General features: G+C 56.5%; 22 protein-coding genes. 21 read left to right on the top strand and 1 reads right to left on the bottom strand.

Annotated elements, in window-relative coordinates; genetic code table 11:
• The first annotated feature begins 44 nt into the window (after positions 1 to 44).
• From G482_RS19210 to G482_RS0116135, 20 genes are all read left to right on the top strand, one after another.
• Positions 45 to 2303, top strand: coding sequence for a patatin-like phospholipase family protein (locus G482_RS19210; protein ID WP_051259121.1), 2259 nt, complete (start codon positions 45 to 47; stop codon positions 2301 to 2303).
• Positions 2304 to 2374: 71 nt separating this feature from the next.
• Complete coding sequence (gene apbC / locus G482_RS0116225; RefSeq protein ID WP_084414796.1) at positions 2375 to 3538, top strand: iron-sulfur cluster carrier protein ApbC; 1164 nt, start codon at positions 2375 to 2377, stop codon at positions 3536 to 3538.
• Between the two features lie 141 nt (positions 3539 to 3679).
• Positions 3680 to 5047, top strand: coding sequence for a cell division protein ZipA C-terminal FtsZ-binding domain-containing protein (locus tag G482_RS0116220; protein WP_028450908.1), 1368 nt, complete (start codon positions 3680 to 3682; stop codon positions 5045 to 5047).
• A gap of 71 nt (positions 5048 to 5118) precedes the next feature.
• Positions 5119 to 7206 carry an NAD-dependent DNA ligase LigA gene (gene ligA, locus G482_RS0116215; protein ID WP_028450907.1) on the top strand — a complete coding sequence of 696 codons (2088 nt, stop codon included), beginning with the start codon at positions 5119 to 5121 and terminating at the stop codon, positions 7204 to 7206.
• Positions 7207 to 7493: 287 nt separating this feature from the next.
• On the top strand, positions 7494 to 8369 hold the full coding sequence (gene galU, locus G482_RS0116210; protein ID WP_028450906.1) for a UTP--glucose-1-phosphate uridylyltransferase GalU: 876 nt from the start codon (positions 7494 to 7496) through the stop codon (positions 8367 to 8369).
• A 377-nt stretch (positions 8370 to 8746) separates the two neighbouring features.
• Complete coding sequence (locus G482_RS0116205; RefSeq protein ID WP_028450905.1) at positions 8747 to 9049, top strand: ElaB/YgaM/YqjD family protein; 303 nt, start codon at positions 8747 to 8749, stop codon at positions 9047 to 9049.
• 12 nt (positions 9050 to 9061) lie between these two features.
• On the top strand, positions 9062 to 9436 hold the full coding sequence (locus G482_RS0116200) for a phage holin family protein (protein WP_028450904.1): 375 nt from the start codon (positions 9062 to 9064) through the stop codon (positions 9434 to 9436).
• A complete protein-coding gene (locus tag G482_RS0116195) occupies positions 9429 to 9695 on the top strand; it encodes a hypothetical protein (protein ID WP_028450903.1) in 267 nt (88 codons plus the stop codon). Before G482_RS0116200 ends, G482_RS0116195 begins: the two co-directional genes overlap by 8 nt.
• A gap of 66 nt (positions 9696 to 9761) precedes the next feature.
• Positions 9762 to 10640 carry a cysteine synthase CysM gene (gene cysM / locus G482_RS0116190; protein ID WP_028450902.1) on the top strand — a complete coding sequence of 293 codons (879 nt, stop codon included), beginning with the start codon at positions 9762 to 9764 and terminating at the stop codon, positions 10638 to 10640.
• On the top strand, positions 10637 to 10945 hold the full coding sequence (locus G482_RS19205) for a SemiSWEET transporter (RefSeq protein WP_051259120.1): 309 nt from the start codon (positions 10637 to 10639) through the stop codon (positions 10943 to 10945). Before cysM ends, G482_RS19205 begins: the two co-directional genes overlap by 4 nt.
• A complete protein-coding gene (locus G482_RS19200; protein ID WP_051259119.1) occupies positions 10929 to 11795 on the top strand; it encodes a 3',5'-nucleoside bisphosphate phosphatase in 867 nt (288 codons plus the stop codon). The genes G482_RS19205 and G482_RS19200 overlap by 17 nt, the downstream gene beginning before the upstream one ends.
• A gap of 13 nt (positions 11796 to 11808) precedes the next feature.
• Entirely contained in the window at positions 11809 to 12432 is a 624-nt protein-coding gene (locus G482_RS0116175) for an L-threonylcarbamoyladenylate synthase (protein WP_028450901.1), read from the top strand.
• Between the two features lie 85 nt (positions 12433 to 12517).
• Positions 12518 to 13162, top strand: coding sequence for a site-2 protease family protein (locus tag G482_RS0116170; protein ID WP_028450900.1), 645 nt, complete (start codon positions 12518 to 12520; stop codon positions 13160 to 13162).
• 25 nt (positions 13163 to 13187) lie between these two features.
• Positions 13188 to 13604, top strand: coding sequence for a hypothetical protein (locus tag G482_RS19195; RefSeq protein ID WP_051259118.1), 417 nt, complete (start codon positions 13188 to 13190; stop codon positions 13602 to 13604).
• A 307-nt stretch (positions 13605 to 13911) separates the two neighbouring features.
• The gene (locus G482_RS0116160) at positions 13912 to 15114 is read left to right on the top strand and encodes an aspartate aminotransferase family protein (RefSeq protein WP_028450899.1); all 1203 of its coding nucleotides are present in this window, start codon (positions 13912 to 13914) and stop codon (positions 15112 to 15114) included.
• Positions 15115 to 15200: 86 nt separating this feature from the next.
• A complete protein-coding gene (locus tag G482_RS19190; RefSeq protein ID WP_051259117.1) occupies positions 15201 to 15908 on the top strand; it encodes an SDR family NAD(P)-dependent oxidoreductase in 708 nt (235 codons plus the stop codon).
• 203 nt (positions 15909 to 16111) lie between these two features.
• Positions 16112 to 17041, top strand: coding sequence for a branched-chain amino acid ABC transporter permease (locus G482_RS0116150; protein WP_028450898.1), 930 nt, complete (start codon positions 16112 to 16114; stop codon positions 17039 to 17041).
• Positions 17042 to 17051: 10 nt separating this feature from the next.
• Positions 17052 to 18194: a branched-chain amino acid ABC transporter permease gene (locus tag G482_RS0116145; RefSeq protein ID WP_156128965.1), complete on the top strand. Its 1143-nt coding sequence runs from the start codon at positions 17052 to 17054 to the stop codon at positions 18192 to 18194.
• Positions 18187 to 18957 carry an ABC transporter ATP-binding protein gene (locus tag G482_RS0116140; RefSeq protein ID WP_028450896.1) on the top strand — a complete coding sequence of 257 codons (771 nt, stop codon included), beginning with the start codon at positions 18187 to 18189 and terminating at the stop codon, positions 18955 to 18957. The genes G482_RS0116145 and G482_RS0116140 overlap by 8 nt, the downstream gene beginning before the upstream one ends.
• Positions 18954 to 19667, top strand: coding sequence for an ABC transporter ATP-binding protein (locus tag G482_RS0116135; protein ID WP_028450895.1), 714 nt, complete (start codon positions 18954 to 18956; stop codon positions 19665 to 19667). The genes G482_RS0116140 and G482_RS0116135 overlap by 4 nt, the downstream gene beginning before the upstream one ends.
• 170 nt (positions 19668 to 19837) lie before the next feature.
• On the opposite strand, the gene G482_RS0116130 is transcribed toward G482_RS0116135, so the two are convergent.
• Positions 19838 to 20818: a malate dehydrogenase gene (locus G482_RS0116130; RefSeq protein ID WP_028450894.1), complete on the bottom strand. Its 981-nt coding sequence runs from the start codon at positions 20816 to 20818 to the stop codon at positions 19838 to 19840.
• Between the two features lie 249 nt (positions 20819 to 21067).
• Between G482_RS0116130 and G482_RS0116125 the strand changes: the two genes are divergently transcribed.
• Entirely contained in the window at positions 21068 to 21787 is a 720-nt protein-coding gene (locus G482_RS0116125; RefSeq protein ID WP_034619889.1) for a GntR family transcriptional regulator, read from the top strand.
• Positions 21788 to 21836 lie beyond the last annotated feature (49 nt).

Raw genomic sequence — 21836 nt, 5'->3', positions numbered from 1 at the left:
GGTAAAAAGCCGCAGCGAAGAAAAATGACGATCAGGAATCTGCAATGATGGCACGCCGGCCTTGGATGGCTTTGCTTTCGCTGCTCTGCGCGCTCGGCGCCAGTGTAGCACCGACCCACGCGCAAGAACCACAGCCCACCGGCAAGGCCAGCAGCAATGCCAGCGCACCGGCCTGGGCAGCCAAAGGGCAACGCCCACGCATCGGGCTGGTGCTCGGTGGCGGCGGCGCGCGCGGCTTTGCGCATATCGGGGCGCTGAAAGTGCTGCAGGATAATCGCATTCCGATCGATTGTGTGGTGGGAACCAGTATCGGCTCGCTGGTGGGCGCCGCCTATGCCGCCGGCCGCACGCCGGACGACATGGCCGCACGGGTTGGCAAAGCTAATTGGGATGATCTCTTGTCATCCACCCTGCCACGGCAGGTGAGCTCTTATCGCAAAAAGCAGGATGACGCGCTGGCGCTGATTCCGCTGGAGCTGGGCATTGGCGATGATCTGCAAGTCAAACTGCCCAATGCCGCGATCAGCACGCAGAAAATCGAGTTTTTCCTGCGCGACCTGACTTTTGCCGGCACCGCGCCCAATTTTGACGCGCTGCCGATCCCATATCGGGCGATTGCCACTGATCTGGCCACTGGTGAAATGGTGGTATTTAAAGAGGGCGATCTGGTCACCGCCATGCGCGCCAGTATGGCGGTGCCGGGGGTGTTTCCGCCGGTATTGCAAGGCGAGCGCTTGCTGGTCGATGGCGGCTTGGTGCGCAATGTGCCGGTGGATGTGGCGCGGCAAACCTGCGCCGATGTGGTGATTGCAATTGATGTCGGCTCTGAGCCCTTGCGCCGCGATGAGCTCACCAGCGTGCTGTCCTTTGCTGATCAGTACACGCGGCTGATGATGATTCAAAACGTGAAGCCGCAGCTTGAATCACTGACCGCCGATGATGTGCTGATTTCGCCAGCGCTGGGCAATCTCTCATCCAGCGATTTTAAAAAATCGGCCGAGCTGATCAATGCCGGTGAGCTGGCCACGCTGAAAGTGCTCAGCCAGCTACAGCGCTATGCCTTGCCGGCCGACGAATACGCCGCTTGGGATGCCCAGCGGGTGGGGCAACATCTGCAATCCAAGCCGGTGTTGGCCGTGAAGGTGAAAGACAGCGTGCACGTGAACCCGGAAGTGGTGAAAAAAGAGCTGGATGTCCCACTGAACGAGCCGCTGGATATCGCCGAATTTCAAGATAATCTCTCGCGCGTGTACGCACGTGGCGACTTTTCACAGCTGGATTACGAGCTAACCCGCGATCCGGCCGGGCAGGGCGATGAGCTCACCGTATTGCCCATCGAGAAAAGCTGGGGGCCCAATTACCTGAATCTGGGGCTGGGCTTTGGTTCGGATTTTCGCAATTCCACCCCGTGGAGCTTTAGCGCTCAATATCGCCGCACCTGGATGAATTCCCTGGGCGCCGAATGGAAAACGCTGCTGAAACTGGGCTCGAGCCAGGTCTTGCAGAGCGAGTTTTATCAGCCATTGCAGCTGGATGGGCTGGTGTTTTTGTCACCCTATTTGCAGCTGCGTGATCAGCCGATTGATTTGTGGCTCGATGGCGAGCCGATTGCCAGTTATTCGGTGCAACGCAATAGTTTCGGCGTGGATTTGGGCTCGACGCTGACCAAATACGGCGAGCTGCGCCTCGGGGCGGTGTTCAACGATTATCGCCTGAGCAAACAAGTCGGGCTGGGCGCGCTGGATGATGATACAGGCCGCGATTATGGTCTGCGGCTTAGCCTGCATTACGATCAGCTGGATAATTACTTCTTCCCGAAAGAAGGACAGTATCTCAATCTGCAGGGGTATATCTCGCTAAAAGACAGCCCAGGTAGCTTTGAAGACTATACCCGCCTGTTTGCCGAATACCGCATGGCGCGCCCGATGGGCAAAGGCGCGTGGCAGCTGACGCTGCGCGGGCAGGAAACCACGGGCAATGCACCGCTGTATACCGATATCCGCTGGCTGGGTGGCTTTTTGAATATGTCCAGCTATGGCTACCAAGAGCGGCTGACCAATCGCTTCCTGTATGCCTCATGGCAGTATTATCAGCCCACGAGCTGGCTCACCGGTTCGTATTGGGGGCTGGGGTTGGAGTTCGGTAAGAACTTTGATGCCTTTGACTTTATTGCCGGCGATACGATGTTCAGTGCGGTGGCGTATCTGGCCTACGACAGCTTTATGGGGCCGGTGTATCTGGGGGCGAGTTATGGCGACAATAACCAGGCCACCTTGTACTTTATGTTGGGCAAACAGTTCTAAGCCCATGACATCCTCTTGTAATGACGCTGCCCGCCCTGATCTATTGCGGGCTACCGTTTTACCGAATGATTATGTCTATTTTTGATCGCTGGCTGGGTAAAGCCCCGGCCGAAACAGGAACACCTGCCGTGACTGATACCGCCACTCATCCGCTGCTGGACAGCGTTCGCCAGACTTTAGCCACCCTGATCGATCCCGATACAGGCAAGGATTATCTGAGCAGCAAAAATGTGAAAAATCTCAGCTGCGATGCGGGTGTGGTGTCGCTGGATTTGGTGCTGGGTTATCCGGCGCAAAGCCAATTTGCGGCACGCGAAGCGCAAGTGGCGACGGCCTTGGCGGCAATTCCGGGAGTGGTGAAAACCGAAGTCAAAGTCAGCAGCCAGATTGTGGCGCACAGCGTGGCGCGCGGTATTCCGCTGTTGAAAGGCATTAAAAACGTCATTGCCGTGGCCTCGGGCAAGGGCGGGGTGGGTAAATCGACCACGTCGGCCAATCTGGCGCTGGCGCTGGCGGCCGAAGGCGCCAAAGTGGGCTTGCTGGATGCCGATATTTACGGCCCGAGCCAGCCACAAATGATGGGCGTGGCCGGCCAGCATCCCGAATCGGACGACAATAAACACATCAAACCGATTGATCAGCACGGCGTGCGCAATATGTCGATCGGTTTTCTGATCGACCCGGAGCAGCCGATGGTGTGGCGCGGCCCGATGGTCACGCAGGCGCTCACCCAGCTATTGCACGACACCGAGTGGGGCGAGCTGGATTATCTGGTGATCGACCTGCCACCGGGTACTGGCGATATTCAGCTCACGCTGAGCCAGAAAGTGCCGCTGACTGGCGCGGTGATTGTGACCACGCCGCAAGACATTGCCCTCTTGGATGCGCGCAAGGGCCTGAAAATGTTTGAAAAAGTCGGCGTGCCGATTTTGGGCATTGTCGAGAATATGAGCATGCATATCTGCAGTAATTGCGGTCATGCTGAGCCGATTTTTGGTGAAGGCGGCGGCGAGAAGATGGGCGCTGAATATGGTACCGAGCTGATTGGCAAGCTGCCGCTGGATTTATCCATTCGCCTGCATGCCGATGAAGGCCGCCCAACGGTGGTGGCGCAGCCCGATGGCGAAATTGCGGCGATTTACAAGCAGATTGCCCGCAAGGTGGCGGTGAAAGTGGCGGCGAAGGCGCAGGATTTCTCCAGCAAATTCCCGAAAATCGTCATTCAAAGTACATAATTTCGGTCAAAGTAAGCCGCAGCGATAGGCTGCGAGCCGGCAAGTCTGGTATCCTGTTGCGTGAATGGCCAAGATGGCTGTGAATCACGCCACAGGATACAACAAGAACAAGCCCAAACGGGCTAGCTGAGACATAACACGATGACCGACACGCAATTGGGCGCGCTAATCATCGCCGGCGCATTTGTTGGCGCAGTATTTGCCTATAACCAGTGGCAAGAGTATCGCTACAAAAAGCAGGCCAACAAAGCATTTGCCCGCAATCAGGATGATGTCCTGATCAATACCCCGAAAAATGTCGTGCGCCAGGGCGAAAGCCAGCGCCTTGAGCCGGTGCTCGATACGCCTGCGCGAGTGACTGAGCCGCCAAGCACCGAATACGATGTGCCCGAGCTCAATACCGAAGCGCCCGCCAAAGCGCGCTACGACGACGATATGCCGGATGACATTCCTGATCTGCCACCCGGATACCGCCCACAGTATCTGCAGCAAGAGCAATACCGCGCTAAGCCTGAGGGCTATACCCCGGTTATCCAGCCGGTTGAAGAGGTGCAGGACCGCCAATTCGCCCCTGAACCGGTATTAGTCGCCAGCCGGCCAGAGCCGGTGCAGCCCGCGGCTGCGAGTTACAGCGCCCCTGTGGCCCCAAGTTACACCGCCCCCGCCGCCGCCGCGCCGGTGCTGAACTTAAGCGCGCTGGACGAAGCCGATGATGGCATGCTGGTCACCAGCCTGATTGATCCAGCGGTGGATTTTATTGCCGAGATTCATGCCGGCACGGCGATTGCTGCGAGTGAAGTGCCGCCATTTCCGGCCAATAAACGTGTGCAGGTGATTGGCTTAAATCAGCTGGATCAGTGGGAAGTAGTAACCAGCACTAGCCGTAATCGCTATCTGGAACTGCGCGCCGGCCTGCAAATGGCCGATCGCCAAGGCCCGATTACTCAAGAAACGCTCAATGCCTTCTGCATGGGTGTGCAGCAATTTGCCGATGAGCACGAAGCCGTCGTGACTTTCCCGCAACGCTCGGCCAAGCTGGGCGCGGCGCGTGATCTGGATGAATTCTGTGCGTCGGTTGATGTGTTGATCGGGCTGAATCTGCCGGCCGGGCAGCGCCCGATTCCGATGGAAAAAGTGCGTATTCATGCGGAAAATGCGGGCCTCGTGCGCGCCAATGATGGCACTTTCCAATACCGTAGCGATTCGGGCAAAACCTTGTTTGTGCTTGCCAATCAGGATCAAACCCCGCTGATGGCCACTTCAATGGGCCTGAGCTTGCTATTTGATGTGCCGCGCGTCGCGGGCGGGATTGCGGTATTTGATTACCTGACCGAATTTGCGCAAAGCCTGTCGCAAGCGCTGAATCTGCCGCTGGTGGACGACAATGGCAAAGTGCTGAATCCACAGAGCCTTGCCAATATCCGCCGCCAACTGGCCGAGCTGTATGCCAGCATGGATGATCGCGGCATTGCGCCGGGCTCGGTGGTGGCGCTGCGGCTGTTTGCCTGAGTTTTTTAGCGATAAAGATGAATTGATCAACGCCGCTCTTGAGCGGCGTTGCTGTTTTGAGGTGCAGAAAAATGACTTCCGAAGTGCAGGCACAGGCCGCCCAACTGCGAGCGCAGCTCAATCAATATGCGCATGAATATTATGTGCTGGATGCGCCCAGCGTGCCCGATAGCGAATACGACCGGCTGTTTCAGGCCTTGCAAGCGCTAGAGCTGGCGTACCCCGAGTTGCAAACGCCCGATTCGCCCACTTTGCGCGTGGGCGGCAAGCCCTTGCCGGAATTTGCGCCGGTGACGCATGCAGTGCCGATGTTGTCGATCCGCACCGAAACCGATGTCACCGCCGCCGGGGCGCTGGCCTTTGATGCCAGTGTGCGCAAAGAGCTGGATTTATTGCCGCTTGAGCCGGCAATTGCCTATGCCGCCGAGCTTAAATTTGATGGGCTGGCGATTAATCTGCGCTACGAGCATGGCCTCTTGGTGCAGGCCGCTACCCGCGGTGACGGGGCCACTGGCGAAGATGTGACGCAAAATATCCGCACCATCGGTCAGATCCCGTTGCGCTTGCGTGGCGAAGCGCCGGCGGTATTGGAAGTGCGTGGCGAGGTGTATATGCGCCGCGACGATTTTGCCCGCCTGAATGAGCGGCAATTGGCCGCCGGTGAAAAAACCTTTGTGAACCCGCGCAATACCGCCGCTGGAGCAGTGCGGCAGCTGGATCCGGCCATTGCCGCGCAGCGGCCTTTATCTTTCTATGGGTATGGGTTGGGCGAGGTTGTTGGTTGGGCTGCGCAGCCAGATACCCATGCCGGTATATTGGATGCTCTACAAGCATTTGGTTTTCCGGTGTGTGAGATTCGTGAAGTGGTGCAGGGTGGCGAAGGGCTGGCGGCATTTCATGCCCGCGTGGCCGCGCTGCGCGATAACTTGCCGTTTGAAATCGACGGGGTGGTGTACAAAGTCAATTCGCTGGCGCAACAAGCGCAGCTGGGGTTTCGCAGTCGCGAGCCGCGCTGGGCAGTGGCGCATAAATACCCGGCGCAAGAGGCGCTCACCATCGTGGAGGCCATTGATATTCAAGTCGGGCGCACCGGCTCGCTCACGCCAGTGGCGCGATTACAGCCGGTGTTTGTTGGTGGGGTAACCGTCACCAATGCCACGTTGCACAACCAAGATGAAATCGATCGTAAAGACGTGCGGGTGGGCGATACCGTGGTGGTGCGCCGCGCTGGCGATGTGATACCGGAAGTGGTGTCGGTGGTGCTGGAGCGCCGCCCGATGCAGGACGTACCGGGAGCGGATTTATTTAGCCCACAGCGCGAGCCGCAACATCCGCCGTATCGGATTTTAGAGTTGTACCCCAGTTGCCCGGTGTGTGGCAGCAGGACTGTCCGCGAAGAAGATGAAGCGCGGGTGCGCTGCACGGGCGGGCTATTTTGTTCGGCACAGCGTAAAGAAGCGCTTAAGCACTTTGCCGGCCGGCGCATGCTGGACATCGAAGGCTTGGGTGACAAGCTGATTGAGCAATTGGTCGAGCAGGAATTGGTTAAAACCCCAGCCGATCTATATCGGCTAACCCTTGAGCAGTTGGCCGGGCTGGAGCGCATGGCCGAAAAATCGGCGCGTAATTTGCTCGAGTCCATTGAAGCCAGCAAAGCCACCACCTTGCCGCGGCTGATTTATGCGCTGGGTATTCGCAATGTGGGCGAAGCTACGGCCAAAGATCTGGCTCAGCATTTTGCTTCGCTGGATGCACTGATGGCGGCCGATGCGGAGGCCTTGCAAGCAGTCAATGATATTGGCCCGATTGTCACACAATCGATTCTGGCGTTTTTTGCCGAGCCACATAATCGCGAAGTGGTGGCGCAGTTGCTGGCTGTTGGCCTGCATTGGCCGGCGATTGAGGCGCGGCGAGCCGATGGCGCGCTGGCCGGCAAAACCGTGGTGATTACCGGCACGTTGCCCAGCTTGAGTCGCGATGAAGCCAAAGCTTTGCTTGAAGCCGCTGGCGCAAAAGTATCGGGCAGTGTGTCGAAAAAAACCGATTACCTGCTGGCCGGGGAAGCCGCCGGCAGCAAGCTGGAAAAGGCTCAGAGCTTAGGGGTGGCCATTTTGGACGAGGCTGCGCTGCGCGCACTGCTGGTTGAAGCGACTGAGTGAAGTGGTCAGGAGTGAGGTAGATTAATTGTTTAATTTTTTAAACAATTAATCTTTTGTGAAGGGGGTTGACTTGAGTGTTTATTTAATTGAACATGCAAGCTATGCGAAAGACAGAAGCCCTCCGCCTTTTTGGTAGTCAGATCCGTTTGGCCGAAGCCCTTGGGCTCGGTCGTTCGGCGGTCTCGCAATGGGGCGATGAACTCAATACCAAGCAAACCGATCAGGTGATGGGCGCGGCCCTGCGCCTGGGTTTGCTGGGTGACCTTCAATCACAGCAAGGAAGCAGCATGCAAAAGATTCGTAAAGCCGTATTCCCGGTCGCCGGGATGGGGACTCGTTTTCTGCCCGCCACCAAGGCCAGCCCAAAAGAAATGATGTCGGTGGTCGATAAGCCGCTGATTCAATATGCGGTGGAAGAAGCCCTCGCGGCCGGGATCACCGAGATGATTTTCATCACCGGCCGGCACAAACGCAGTATCGAAGATCACTTTGATAAGGCGGGTGAGCTCGAAGCCGATCTGGAAGCCAAGCAAAAAACCAAATTGCTGGAAGTGCTGCGCGGCATTATCCCGAAATCAGTAACCTGCATTTATATCCGCCAACCAGAAGCGCTGGGTCTGGGGCATGCGGTATTGTGCGCCAAGCCGGTTGTTGGTGATGAGCCGTTTGCCGTGATTCTGGCGGATGACCTGATCGATGGGCATGGTGTTTCGGAAATGAAACGTATGGTCGATTTGTTCGACGATACCCACTGCTCGGTGCTGGGGGTGGAAGAAGTGGCGCCGGAAGAAACCGGCAGCTACGGGATTGTGGAAGTGAACCCGAGCGCGAATCGCCTGCGGGTCAACAATATCGTGGAAAAACCAAAACCAGAAGAAGCGCCATCGAATCTGGCCGTAGTGGGTCGTTATATTCTGACACCACGCATTTTCCATCATTTGCAGCACGTACAGCCAGGCAAAGGTGGCGAAATCCAGCTGACCGACGGGATTTTTGCGCTGATGCAAGAGCAGCATATTCTGGCGCACAAGCTGGAAGGTACGCGTTACGATTGCGGTAGCAAAATTGGCTTCCTGAAAGCGACGGTAGAATTGGGCCTGAAACACCACGAGGTGGGCGCCGAATTTACCGCTTATATGAAAGACTTCTGCAAGACCTTTTGAGCTTAGCTCCGCACTTTGACGGCCAGCTGGGGGGGTGCCCACGGCTGAAATGTTATGCAACAGCCCGCCATGGTGGGCTCAGATTGATGGCAAACCTCACTCGCGAAGCGAGGCTCCCCTCAAGGAGGGGGGCGGGAGGGGTGGGAACAGAACATCAAGGCTGCAGATTGAAAGCCTTATTTCCTAGGCTTGGCTTTGCCGAGACTTGAAGAAAATTGTTCTGCCACGTTGTTAGCAGCCTGAGCCCGCCTTGGTGGGCTGTTGTTTTTGCTGGCGCAAATATTGACTATGCAGGGGCGTAGTGCTTTGTTAGCATGAGTTTGGCGCTTTGATTTCAAGTCGCTGACAACTTTCGTCTAGCCCAGAGGAGCAATACCATGGCAGCTCAGCATGAAACGCAATTAATCGATGAAACCAAAGACGCGCTGCGCGAAACCGCGCAGCTGATCGAGGCAGCAGCCAACGCGCAGGGGGAAGAGGCCAAGCAGCTGTACGCTAAAATCGCCGACAATCTGCGCACCGCCAAGCATCGGCTGGTTGAGCTAGAAACCCAGTCGGTGGATAAAGCCAAACAAGCGGCCAAGCAAACGGATGAATACGTGCATGCGCATCCATGGCAAGCGGTGGGTATTGGCGCGGCGGTTGGCTTGTTGATCGGTTTTCTGGTTGCGCGCCGCTAAGTAGGAGTCAGCATGGCCATGATACGCGAAGCCCTAGCCGGTCTGTTATCTACGCGCTTGAGTCTTGTGGGGCTGGAATTGCGTGATGAGCTTGATCGGGTAGCGCTGATGGTGGGGCTGGCCATCGCAGCCGCCCTGGCACTCTTGCTGGGTTTGTGTTTCTTTGGCCTGCTGCTGTTGTTTGGTTTTTGGTCTTATCGAATCGTGATCTCGGCCATCTTTGCCGTGCTGTTTCTGGGTTTGGGGCTGGTAGCTTGGCTGTGGCTGCGCCGTTTGCAAGCTGAGGCTAGCCAGCCGTTTCCCTTAACTACGGCTGAGTTTGCCCAAGATAAACAGCTGTTGGCGCAGCTGTTTAGCCGTCTGCCTGCGGAGGCCGCTGATGAGTAACAGGCTACGCGAACAGCAAAAACTGCATCTGTGTTATCAAGCGCAGTTACATCGTTTGCAGCTGCAAACCCAGCTCCGCGCGCAAGCGCAGCCGGCTGAGTTGCTGCGCTCGGCCGCAGGCAATGGCCAACTGTGGTCTCTGCTACTGCGTGGCCTTGCGCACTGGGGGCGCCAGCGCCCGCTGTGGTCGGCGCTGGGGCGTGGGGCCAAGTTGATGGGCGTCGTGTTGGCGGTGGCGCGGCTGTTGCGGAATAAATAATCATCCTCATCATCGCGTATCCCCTAGCTTGCGTATAATCATGCCAGCTATGGAGTAGACGCTTGCATGTTTAAATATCTGGAAGATTTCGTCGGGAACACCCCGCTGGTAAAACTCAAACGCCTGCCGGGCAATACCAGCAATACCATTCTGGTCAAGCTAGAAGGCAATAATCCGGCCGGCTCGGTGAAAGACCGGCCCGCGCTGTCGATGATCCGCCATGCCGAGGCGCGCGGCGATATTCAGCCTGGCGACACGCTGATCGAAGCCACCAGCGGCAATACCGGCATCGCGCTGGCGATGGCGGCGGCGATGATGGGCTACCGCATGGTGCTGCTGTTACCGAAAAATTCCAGCATCGAGCGGATACAAACCATGAAAGCCTACGGCGCCGAGGTGATCCTGACCGAGGGAATGGAAGCCGCCCGCGATCAGGCCGAGGCCATGGTGGCAGCCGGGCAAGGGTTATTGCTCGATCAATTTGCCAACCCAGATAATCCACTGGCGCATTACGAAACTACAGGCCCGGAAATCTGGCGCGACACCGCCGGCACGGTAACGCATTTTGTTTCCAGCATGGGCACCACCGGCACCATCATGGGCACGCGGCGTTATCTGAAAGAACAGAACCCAGCAATCCAGATTGTGGGCGTACAGCCGTGCGATGGCGCGCAAATTCCGGGTATCCGTAAATGGCCGGCCGACTATGTACCCAAGATCTGCGATTTTTCGCTGATTGATCAGGTGCTGGAAGTCGAGCAAGCCGAGGCCGAAGCCATGACCCGCCGCCTCGCACGCGAAGAAGGCATTTTCGCCGGGATTTCCTCAGGGGGCGCTTTGGCGGCCGCCTTGCGGCTCTCTGCCACCGTGGAAAACGCGGTGATCGTCAGTATTGTTTGCGATCGCGGTGATCGTTATCTCTCGACCGGGGTGTTTCCGGCATGAGCCCCGCGCTGATCGAAGGTTTGGGTTTACTGGCCGGTACGCTCACCACCATCTCTTTTGTGCCGCAGGTTTGGCAAGTGTGGAAAAGCCGCTCGGCCAAAGACATTAGCCTGGGGATGTACTGCATATTTGTCAGCGGCGTGGCGCTATGGCTGGGGTATGGGCTGCTAGTTGGCTCGGCGCCTGTGTATCTGGCCAATACCATCACTTTGATTCTGGCTGGCGCCGTGCTGGTGATGAAGCTGATTTTTGATCGCCGGCCACCGGCAGCTACTGAGGCCAAATCCGATGACCACGCCGGTTGATTTGCATTGTCATTCCAATATCTCGGACGGCATCTTGCCGCCCGATGAAGTAGTGCGCCGCGCCCATGCGCGCGGGTGCCAATTATTTGCCCTGACCGATCACGACGATACCCGCGGCTTGGCGCTGGCGAAAGCCACTGCCGATGAGCTGGGAATGGGCTTTGTCAATGGTGTGGAAATCTCGGTCAGCTGGGGTAAGCATACGCTGCATGTGGTGGGACTGGGTTTTGCCGCCGATGATCCAACCTTGCTGGCCGGCTTGGCGCAAGTGCGCTCGGGGCGGGTCGAGCGGGCCGAGCGGATGGCGGCGGGCCTAGAAAAACTGGGCCTGACCGGCATTTTGGAAGGCGCGCGCAAATATGCCGATAATCCGGAAATGATCAGCCGCTCACATTTTGCCCGCTATCTGATTGAAATTGGCCGCTGCAAAGACATGAAGGCGGTGTTTAAGCAATTTATGGTGCGTGGCAAACCCGGCTTTGTGGAGCATGAATGGGCGCGCCTGCATGAGGCGGTGGAGTGGATTCGCGGTGCGGGTGGAGTGGCGGTGCTGGCGCATCCGGGCCGCTACGAAATGGGCAATGAAACCATGCGCGTGCTGCTGACCGAATTTAAACGCCAAGGCGGCGAGGCGCTGGAAGTGGTGTCTGGCAGCCACGGCCATGCCGATGTACATCGCTTTAAAAATCTGGCCAAGGAATTTGGCTATCTGTGCTCCAGCGGCACCGATTATCACGCCACGGGCGAAGGCGCGCGCGAGCCGGGTTTGAATGCCGATTTGCCCGAAGGCTGCGAGCCGGTGTGGACACGCTGGGCGCCGACGCTAGGGCCGCTGCCGCGCGCACACTGAAACTGGAATAACCATGTCACAATTTTTCTCGATTCATGCCGAAAACCCGCAGCCACGCCTGATTAAGCAGGCGGTGGAAATGCTGCGCGCCGGCAAGCTGATCGTTTATCCCACCGACTCGTGCTACGCCTTTGGCTGTGCGCTGGATAATAAAGACGGCCTGGAGCGCATCCGTAAAATCCGCCAGCTGGATGACAAGCATCACTTCACACTGGCCTGTAGTGATTTATCGCAGCTGGGCAGCTACGCCAAAGTAGATAACCGTACTTTCCGCATGCTCAAAGCCGCTACGCCGGGTAGCTACACCTTTATTTTGCAGGCGACCAAAGAAGTGCCGCGCCGTGTTTGGCATCCGAAAAAGCAAACGGTGGGCCTGCGCGTACCTGATCATCCGATTGCGCTGGCTTTGCTGGCAGAGCTGGGCGAGCCCATGCTCTCCACCACGCTGATGTTGCCGGGCGAAGAATATCCGCTGACCGATGCCTGGGAAATTCGCGAGCAGCTGGAGCACGCGGTTGATCTGGTGATCGAGGGTGGCTATTGCGGCACAGAGCCGACCACGGTGGTAGATTTATCCGACGACTATCCGCATGTGCTGCGCGAAGGCAAAGGCCCGCTCAGCCCGTTTGGGCTGTAAGCGGTGTAAATACTGACCTAGGGTATAGGCTGAGCAGGCCGTAAAATAGGCTGCCCAACGATATACCCTCAAGCAAGGGAAGTGTATGGAACTTAATCTAATCCAGAATATTGCCATCTGGGCCTTGCCGGTGCTGTTTGCCATCACCGTACATGAAGCCGCGCACGCCTACGCGGCCAAACGCTTTGGCGACCCGACCGCGTTTTTAATGGGGCGGATGACGCTGAATCCCATGAAACACATCGACCCGATCGGTACCGTGGCTTTGCCACTGTTGTGCTTATTGCTGCCCGGTGGCTTTCTGTTTGGCTACGCCAAGCCGGTGCCGGTGAATTTCGGCGCTTTGCGCAATCCCAAGCACGATATGCGCTGGGTGGCGGCCGCTGGCCCGCTGGCCAATTTGGGCATGGCGATTGGCTGGGCGCTGCTTTACCGCTTCGGGCTGGAGTTTTTGCAGGGCAATAGCTTTCAGCTGCCGCTGGTGCTGATGGCGCAAGCCGGGATTCAGATTAATGTGATTCTGATGGTGCTGAATCTCTTGCCGCTGCCGCCGCTGGATGGCGGACGCATTCTGGTGTCGATCTTGCCGCCGGCGCAAGCGCAAATGGTGGCGCGCATCGAGCCGTACGGCTTTTTCATTTTGCTCGGCTTATTGATTACCGGCCTGTTGGGCACCATTCTGGCGCCATTTATGGGCATGGTGATGAAGCTGATTCACTGGATTATGTAGCGGACAACTACGGGCGGAGGTGGGTATGGCACAAGGCAAACCAGGCAGTATTCTGTGGCCGCTGGCGCTGATTGTGATTGGCGCGGGGTGGTTGTTGCATCGGCTGGATGTGCTGCCCAGCGTGAGCTGGATCATCATTCTTGGTCTGATCACCGCCGGCGTGGCGGTGCTGTTGCTCGAAGGGCTGAATAAATCGTCGATTGTGCTGGGCCCGATGCTGATTGCCGGGGGTGTCACCACGTTTGCGCAGCAATATTTGCAGCTGGCGCGCAATGTGCAGGTGCCGCTCTTGCTGATCTTGTGTGGCCTGCTGATGTTGCTGGCCCGCTCGCATAAAATACCCCCGGCTGGGATTAAGCCGTGGCAGCGCTCACAACGTGAGCTCTTGGCCGAACGCGACGCCGCCCAACAACAGGTGCGCGATGTGTCGCCGCGAGAATAGGCTATGGTATTGCTCGCTAAGCTAATTGATTCATTGTGTGTGGCGATATACCTATGGCTGTATTGGTGGTGCTCATGAGCTGAATTACAGCGCGAATGCCACGCATTTTCCGCGTTCTATCCGCCAGGCTGGGTGGTAAGCTGGTCGCAGATTGCGACCATTTGCAGCACGATCTGCGCCATGATTGTTTTTATGGGTGAACAGTAAGTTCACCACCACGCGCTGCTAAAGCGCTTTGTGTTTTGCCTGATGCTGTTAACATGTGTCGGCATGCTGTTCAACCGTCGTTCGAAAAGGAAACTTGATTATGTCGCTGTCCCGCTCCGATTTTGACCAATACATGGTCCCCAACTACGCCCCTGCCGAATTTGTGCCCGTGCGTGGTGCGGGTTCGCGCGTGTGGGATCAGGCTGGCCGCGAGTATCTTGATCTGGCCGGCGGGATTGCGGTGAATTCACTCGGCCATTGCCATCCGGTGCTGGTTAAGGCGCTGACCGAGCAGGCGAATAAGCTGTGGCACGTCTCGAACGTGTACACCAATGAGCCGGCGCTGGCGCTGGCGCAGCAATTGGTGGCCAGCACCTTTGCCGAAAAAGTGTTTTTCTGTAACTCGGGCGCTGAAGCCAATGAAGCGGCGCTGAAACTGGCGCGGCGCGCGGCGATTGAGCGCTTTGGCGAGAAAAAACACAAAGTCCTGTCGGCGCTCAATAGCTTTCACGGTCGCACGTTTTTTACCGTAACCGTGGGTGGTCAGCCGAAGTATTCCGATGGTTTCGGCCCGAAACCCGAAGGCATTGCTTACTTTGAATACAACAATCTCGATAGCGTCAAAGCGCTGATCGATGATGACACTGCTTGCGTGATTTTGGAGCCGATTCAGGGCGAGGGCGGCGTATTACCGGCTGATCCGGCTTTCCTGCAAGGCGTGCGCGAGCTGTGTAATCAGCACAATGCCTTCCTGATTTTTGATGAAGTGCAATCCGGCATGGGCCGCACTGGTTCACTGTTTGCCTATCAAGAATACGGCGTGGTGCCGGATATTCTGTCGAGCGCCAAGAGCTTGGGTGGCGGTTTCCCGATTGGTGCGATGCTCACTACGGCCGACATTGCCAAGCATCTGGTGGCGGGCACGCATGGCACCACCTATGGCGGTAACCCACTGGCCTGCGCCGTAGCGGGCGCAGTGTTGGCCGAAATCAATACGCCCGCGGTGCTGGAAGGCGTGAAGACCAAACACCAGCAGCTGAAAGCCGGTGTAGAAGCCATCAACGCCAAATATCCGCTGTTTAAAGAAGTGCGCGGCATGGGCCTCTTGCTGGGTTGCGTGTTGGCCGATGGCTACAAAGACCGCGCCAAAGAGGTCTTGAATGCCGCAGTGAAAGAAGGCCTGATGGTATTGATGGCTGGCCCGAATGTGGTGCGCTTTGCGCCTTCGCTGGTGATTAGCGACGAAGAAATCGCCACTGCACTCAGCCGCTTTGAAGCTGCCATTGCTAAGCTGGTTGGCTAAGCGCTGATAATCGATCCAACCCGCCCTTGGGCGGGTTTTTTTATGCCGTGATTTTGGCAAAGATAAAACACGCGAGGTAAAGCAGGATGCGGCTGGTTTTGATTGTGGGTGGCTCGCAAGGGCTGGGTTTGGCTTTAGTGCAGGCCTATACGGCGGCGGGCTGGCAGGTGATTGAGTTTTCTCGCTCAGGTACTGGGGTGGGGCATGTTTATCTGGATATTTCACAGCAAGACTTGGCGAGCTATACCCATGTGCTTAGCCAGCTGGCTACACAACCGTGGCAGGAAATCATCTTGATCAATAGTGCGGCCAGTATTTTGCCGATTGCCGGCGTGGGGCAGATGGCGGAGGGTGAGCTGCTGGCCGCGTTAACTTGCAATCTGGTGAATGCCATTCGCCTGATCGAGCATTTTGTGCGGCTATTTGCTACCCATCCGGCGCGTAAAGTGGTGGCGCAGATTTCATCGGGCGCAGCGTTGCGGCCGATTGCCGGCTGGAGCCTCTATTGCGCTAGCAAGGCCGGGTTAGAGCATTATTTGCGCGTGCTGGCGCTGGAGCAGGCGAGCCAGCCGCAGCCAATTCGGGTGGTGAGTATTGACCCCGGCGTGATGGATACCGCGATGCAGGCCACCATCCGCGCAGCAGATTCCGCCCAGTTTACCGAGTTGCCCCGTTTTCAGGCCCGCTATGCCGCGGGCGAGCTACGGGCGCCTCGTCAGGTGGCTGCGTTTATCTTCGATCAGCTGGCCCGCGTGCAGGGCGGCGAGCGCCTGGTGATGCAGGATGAGGCGTGAGATGAACGTGGCTAATGTTTTTTACCATTAGGGCTAATCCTAATCAGGGAAAAACGCAGTATTCCACGCAACAGCAAACAGGTATTTTGTCGCGATACCGAACTGTAACGGTAATATTTACCCCAATCTGTTTGGATTGGGTATAAAACGGTCGGGCCGCAGGCACCGAATCGTACCTAGAAACCTGAATAAGGGTGGCGAGCGTGGACATCTTTTTGCAACAACTTATCAATGGCCTGGTGGTCGGCAGCATTTATGCGCTGATCGCGCTAGGCTACACGATGGTGTACGGCATCATGCAGCTGATCAATTTCGCTCACGGCGAAATTGTGATGATCGGTGCGATGGTCACCATTACCTGTATCAATCTGCTTTTGGGCATGGGCGTGCAAATGCCTGGCCCGGTGTTGCTGCTGGTGGGCCTGTTAATGGCGATACCGGTGTCGATGTTCTTAGGCTTTGCCATCGAGAAAGTGGCCTATCAGCCGCTGCGCAAAGCGCCGCGCTTGGCGCCGCTGATTACCGCGATTGGGGTATCGATCGTTCTGCAGCAAGTGGCGATGCTGATCTGGGGCCGTAACTACCGGCCTTTCCCATCCATCTTGCCGACCGAAGTGCATATTATTGGTGGCGCGGCGATTACCGATCTGCAAATCGCCATCATCGTACTGGCGCTGCTCTTGATGGGCGGGCTGTTCTACCTGATTGAAAAAACCAAGCTGGGCCGCGCCATGCGTGCCACTTCGCAAAACCCAGAAGTCGCCAAACTGATGGGCGTGAATGTCAATCACATCATTTCCATGACCTTTATCATCGGCTCGGCGCTGGGCGCCGTAGCGGGCGTGATGGTAGCGGCCAACTACGATCAGGCACATGCTTATATGGGCTTTATGATCGGTCTGAAAGCCTTTACTGCTGCGGTCTTGGGCGGCATTGGCAATATCGGCGGCGCCGTTTTGGGCGGGATCTTGCTGGGCATTATCGAAAGCTTGGGCTCGGGTTATCTCGGTGACCTGACTGGCGGGGTATTGGGGAGCCATTACAAAGACATCTTTGCCTTTGTGGTGCTGATTATTGTGCTGGTGTTCCGTCCATCTGGTTTGATGGGCGAGCGTGTGGCTGAGCGCGCCTAAGGAGACTGTCATGCACGAAACCATGAAAAAAAATCCGCTGTTGCTGGCGATCTTCGCCACCTTTGTGATGGTGCTGCCTTGGGTCTTGGGCGGCTTCTTTGAAAATGGCAATTCCTGGCTGCGCGCGGTCGACTTTGCCTTGCTCTATATCCTACTGGCCTTGGGCCTGAATATCGTGGTGGGTTACGCCGGCTTGCTTGATCTGGGCTATATCGCGTTTTACGCGGTGGGCGCTTATCTGTATGCCTTGCTCAATTCGCCGCATCTGGCCGAAGTTTTGCCCGCTTGGCTTAGCCATCCGCCATTTTTGGTGATGATGGTGCTGGCGGCGATTGTGGCCGGGGTGTTTGGGGTCTTGCTGGGTTCGCCAACGCTGAAACTGCGTGGTGACTATCTGGCGATTGTGACGCTGGGCTTTGGCGAAATTATCCGGATCTTTATGAATAATCTGGATCGCCCGGTGAACATCACCAATGGCCCGCAGGGGATTAACCATATCGATGCGGTGCAGATCGCCGGCTATGATTTTGGCCGCCCGATTGAGTTTCTGGGGCTGACATTCGAGAAAATCCATCTCTACTACTATCTGATCTTGGCTTTTTGCGCGCTGATTATTTTTGTGTCGATGCGACTGCAGAATTCGCGGATTGGTCGCGCCTGGGTGGCGATTCGCGAAGATGAAATTGCCGCCAATGCGATGGGGATTAACACGCGCAATGTGAAACTGCTGGCCTTTGCCATGGGGGCGAGCTTTGGTGGGGTATCTGGTGCGCTGTTTGCCAGCTTCCAGGGCTTTGTGTCGCCTGAATCCTTTGTGCTGATGGAATCCGTGATGGTGCTGTGTATGGTGGTGCTGGGCGGTATGGGCAATATCCCGGGGGTGATTTTGGGCGCGATTATTGTGTCGATTACGCCGGAGCTGTTGCGCGACATCATCAACCCGCTGCAGATGGCGATCGCAGGTAAGCGCGTGGTTGATCCGGAAAATCTGCGGATGCTGGTATTTGGTCTGGCCATGATCATCATCATGCTGGTACGCCCAGAAGGCTTATGGCCATCGAAGCGTCGCCGTGCCGAGCTGCACCCGAAAACCAAAGAGATTGCTTTGCAAGAAAAAGACAGCCTGCAAGACGCGGAGCGCAACCATGACTGATGTATTACTGAAAATTAGCGGCATCAATAAACGCTTTGGTGGTCTGCATGCGCTGAGCGATGTAGGTCTGACGATCAAGCAGGGCGAAATTTACGGCCTGATCGGACCGAATGGCGCCGGCAAAACCACACTGTTTAATGTGCTCACGGGTCTGTATCAGCCGGATGAGGGGGAATTCACCTTCAATGGCAAAGATCTATTTCGCAAAAAGCCCAATGTGGTGGTGGAGGCGGGCATTGCTCGTACCTTCCAGAATATCCGCCTGTTCGCCAATATGAGCGCACTGGAAAACGTGATGGTTGGCCAGCATGTGCGCTCGGTGACGGGTGTGTTTGGCGCGATTTTGCGCACCCCCAAAGCCAGGGCGGAAGAAGCCGCCATCACGGCCAAGGCCGAAGCGCTGCTAGCCTATGTGGGGATTGCTGATCGTGCGCAAGAGCTGGCGCGGAATCTGTCGTATGGTGATCAGCGCCGTTTGGAAATCGCCCGCGCGCTGGCGACCAATCCCACCTTGCTGGCGCTGGATGAGCCGGCGGCCGGGATGAACCCGAAAGAAACCGACGATCTGAAAAAGCTGATGGAAAAAATCCGCGCCGACGGCGTGACCATCTTGCTGATCGAACATGATGTGAAACTGATGATGGGCCTGTGTGACCGGATTGCGGTGCTCGATTACGGCAAGAAAATTGCCGAAGGCGTACCTGAAGAAGTGAAAAGCAATCCGCGTGTGATCGAAGCCTACCTGGGAGTGGCGCCCGAATGAGTACCTTACTGCAAGTCAATGATCTGAAAGTAGCCTATGGCGGTATTCATGCCGTAAAAGGCATCAATCTGGAAGTGAAGCAGGGCGAATTGGTGGCGCTGATCGGGGCCAATGGCGCGGGTAAAACCACCACGCTGAAAACCCTGATGGGCATGGTCAAGCCTGCCGGCGGCGATATCCTGTTTGATGGTCAATCCACCAGCAAGCTGGCGCCGCACGAATATGTGAGCAATGGTCTGGTGATGGTGCCGGAAGGGCGGGGGATTTTTAGCCGCCTGACGGTGGAAGAAAATCTGCAAATGGGTGCCTACAGCCGCAATGATAAAGCTGAAATCGCCCATGACCTAGAGCGGGTTTACTATCTATTCCCGCGCTTGAAAGAGCGGCAGAAACAGCTGGCCGGTACCTTGTCCGGTGGCGAGCAGCAGATGGTGGCGATTGGCCGGGCGATGCTGAGCCGGCCTAAATTGCTGCTGCTGGATGAGCCATCAATGGGTTTGGCGCCGATTATCGTGCAGAAGATTTTCGAGATCATCAAAATGATCGCCGCCGAAGGGGTGACCATGCTGCTGGTGGAGCAAAATGCCAAGCTCGCTTTGCAAACCGCCAACCGCGGTTATGTGATGGAATCGGGCCGTATTACCTATAGCGATGATGCTGCTGCTTTGCTGGCGAATGAAAAAGTGCAGCAGGCGTATCTGGGCGAATAAGCTCAGATTACTTGCGATAAAAAGCCACCGTTTGGTGGCTTTTTTATTGGGTATTGCTTTGAAAGTATTTTGGGTGATAGATTTCAAGCCTATACCTGCCGGGGTATAAAGTTGTGCGGACGTAAAAAAAACCCATCCTGAGATGGGCTTTTTGCACGGACTATGGCAGCTTAGCCGAGCAGGTGTTTCACTGCATCGCGCTCTTCAGACAATTCTTTCGCGGTGGCATCCATGCGCGCGCGGCTGAATTCGCTGATTTCCAGACCTTGGATGATGGTGTATTGGCCATCTTTACAAGTCACTGGGTAGCCGTAGATCAGGTCTTCGTAGCCGTATTCGCCGTTGGCCGGTACGCCCATGGTGACCCAATCGCCTTCTGGTGTGCCCAGCACCCAGTTGCGGATGTGGTCGATGGCCGCATTGGCAGCTGAAGCAGCCGATGACAAACCGCGTGCCTTGATGATCGCTGCGCCACGTTGTTGTACGGTTGGGATGAACTCAGATTCCAGCCATTTCTGATCGTTGATCAGGTTGGCTGCTTTCTGGCCTTTCACTTCCGCGTGGAACAGATCTGGGTACTGCGTTGCTGAGTGGTTACCCCAGATGATCATTTTCTTCACATCAGTCACGGCAGAGCCGGTTTTCTGTGCGATTTGCGTCAGTGCGCGGTTGTGGTCCAGACGCATCATGGCGGTGAAGTTGGCTGGATTCAGATCCGGTGCATTTTTCATCGCGATGTAGGCGTTGGTGTTGGCTGGGTTGCCAACTACCAATACTTTAACGTCACGGCTAGCCACTTTGTTCAGTGCTTTACCTTGGGTCGTGAAGATCGCGCCGTTGGCTTCGAGCAGGTCTTTACGCTCCATACCTGGGCCGCGTGGGCGTGCGCCTACCAAGAGGGCGATGTCCGCATCTTTGAACGCCACTTCTGGATCGTCGCTCTGGATGATGCCTTGCAGCAATGGGAATGCGCAGTCATCCAGTTCCATCACTACGCCGTTCAGGGCCGGCAGTGAAGGGGTGATGTCCAGCAGTTGCAGGATCACTGGCTGATCCGGACCCAACATTGCGCCTGAGGCAATGCGGAACAACAGGCTGTAACCAATCTGACCAGCAGCACCAGTGACGGCTACGCGTACAGGTTTTTTCAATTGAGACATTTAGTGCGACTCCGAGTAGTGGCGAGGTGCTCGCCAACAACAACAAGACATGTTTTTTGTGCGTGTTCAGTTACACAACTCAAGCTGAATAGCTTTGATGTATAGCAAGCCAAAGTGTAGCACGCTGTTGCTTTTTTGGGAAAAGTTCGGCGGTTTTACTGGTGAAAATGTATTGTATCTTTTGTCTTATATAAGACTGTAGTAGACTCCGTGCTGACAACATGATAAAAAGTGAGTGCGATGAAAAAGTTGGCAGCACAGCCTTTGTATAAGCAAGTCATCCGCGAAGTAATGAGCGCGGTCGAGGCTGGCGAATGGCAGGAAGACGAAAGTCTGCCCAGCGAAGTGGAGCTGGGGCAGCGTTTCGGCGTAAGCCAAGGCACCGTGCGCAAGGCGCTCGATCAGTTGGTGGTTGAGGGCGTATTGTACCGCCGCCAAGGTGTTGGCACTTTCGTTGCTGGAATGAGTGATTTTTTAATGCGTGGCCGCTTTGCCTTGTTGAGCGACCCGCGTGGTGAATCACCAAAGATTGAATTGCTGGGTTGTGTGCGCATTCATGCCGGCGAGCAATTGGCCGAGATTCTAGGCCTGCGCCGCGGGGCGGCGCTGTGGCAAGTGCGTCGTTTGTTGCGTGTGGCCGGGCAAGTGATTGGTTTGGAAGAATTGCTGCTGCCAGAGGCCAATTTTCCGCAGTTAGAAATGCGCCGGATTCGCGAGCTGAAAGGCAATTTGCGCGAGTTGTGCTGGCGGGATTTCGGTGTGCGGCTCTTGGATGGCCAAACCCGCTATCGGGCGGTGAGTGCGGGCTCAGCCGAAGCGCGCTTGTTGCAAGTGGATGTGAATGAGCCGCTGCTGCAGCTGGTGCGGCTAGCCACAGATTATGCCGGTAAGCCGCAAGTCTGGAGTGTGGCTTGGCTTAAGACCGAAGAGCTGGCTTTTTCGCCGGCCGGGGATGAGTAGGCGCAGGCTGTGCAGTATGTAGTGTGAAGGATTGTTTTTGCTGGGGCAT

The organism is Chitinibacter tainanensis DSM 15459 (assembly GCF_000429785.1).
In the GTDB taxonomy this organism is placed as follows: Bacteria; Pseudomonadota; Gammaproteobacteria; order Burkholderiales; family Chitinibacteraceae; genus Chitinibacter; species Chitinibacter tainanensis.
Note: the sequence above shows the minus strand (reverse complement) of the source record. Positions and strands in the feature narration are given on the sequence as shown.

Bases quoted from the DNA above. Each gene is read 5' to 3' on its own strand.
- G482_RS19200 (WP_051259119.1), top strand. From the start codon at position 10,929: ATGACCACGCCGGTTGATTTGCATTGTCATTCCAATATCTCGGACGGC.
- G482_RS0116140 (WP_028450896.1), top strand. From the start codon at position 18,187: ATGACTGATGTATTACTGAAAATTAGCGGCATCAATAAACGCTTTGGT.
- cysM (WP_028450902.1), top strand. From the start codon at position 9,762: ATGTTTAAATATCTGGAAGATTTCGTCGGGAACACCCCGCTGGTAAAA.
- G482_RS0116170 (WP_028450900.1), top strand. From the start codon at position 12,518: ATGGAACTTAATCTAATCCAGAATATTGCCATCTGGGCCTTGCCGGTG.
- G482_RS0116175 (WP_028450901.1), top strand. From the start codon at position 11,809: ATGTCACAATTTTTCTCGATTCATGCCGAAAACCCGCAGCCACGCCTG.
- G482_RS19205 (WP_051259120.1), top strand. From the start codon at position 10,637: ATGAGCCCCGCGCTGATCGAAGGTTTGGGTTTACTGGCCGGTACGCTC.
- G482_RS0116145 (WP_156128965.1), top strand. From the start codon at position 17,052: ATGCACGAAACCATGAAAAAAAATCCGCTGTTGCTGGCGATCTTCGCC.
- G482_RS0116200 (WP_028450904.1), top strand. From the start codon at position 9,062: ATGGCCATGATACGCGAAGCCCTAGCCGGTCTGTTATCTACGCGCTTG.
- galU (WP_028450906.1), top strand. From the start codon at position 7,494: ATGCAAAAGATTCGTAAAGCCGTATTCCCGGTCGCCGGGATGGGGACT.
- G482_RS0116195 (WP_028450903.1), top strand. From the start codon at position 9,429: ATGAGTAACAGGCTACGCGAACAGCAAAAACTGCATCTGTGTTATCAA.
- G482_RS19195 (WP_051259118.1), top strand. From the start codon at position 13,188: ATGGCACAAGGCAAACCAGGCAGTATTCTGTGGCCGCTGGCGCTGATT.
- G482_RS0116220 (WP_028450908.1), top strand. From the start codon at position 3,680: ATGACCGACACGCAATTGGGCGCGCTAATCATCGCCGGCGCATTTGTT.
- ligA (WP_028450907.1), top strand. From the start codon at position 5,119: ATGACTTCCGAAGTGCAGGCACAGGCCGCCCAACTGCGAGCGCAGCTC.
- apbC (WP_084414796.1), top strand. From the start codon at position 2,375: ATGTCTATTTTTGATCGCTGGCTGGGTAAAGCCCCGGCCGAAACAGGA.
- G482_RS0116160 (WP_028450899.1), top strand. From the start codon at position 13,912: ATGTCGCTGTCCCGCTCCGATTTTGACCAATACATGGTCCCCAACTAC.
- G482_RS0116205 (WP_028450905.1), top strand. From the start codon at position 8,747: ATGGCAGCTCAGCATGAAACGCAATTAATCGATGAAACCAAAGACGCG.
- G482_RS0116135 (WP_028450895.1), top strand. From the start codon at position 18,954: ATGAGTACCTTACTGCAAGTCAATGATCTGAAAGTAGCCTATGGCGGT.
- G482_RS19210 (WP_051259121.1), top strand. From the start codon at position 45: ATGATGGCACGCCGGCCTTGGATGGCTTTGCTTTCGCTGCTCTGCGCG.
- G482_RS0116125 (WP_034619889.1), top strand. From the start codon at position 21,068: ATGAAAAAGTTGGCAGCACAGCCTTTGTATAAGCAAGTCATCCGCGAA.
- G482_RS19190 (WP_051259117.1), top strand. From the start codon at position 15,201: ATGCGGCTGGTTTTGATTGTGGGTGGCTCGCAAGGGCTGGGTTTGGCT.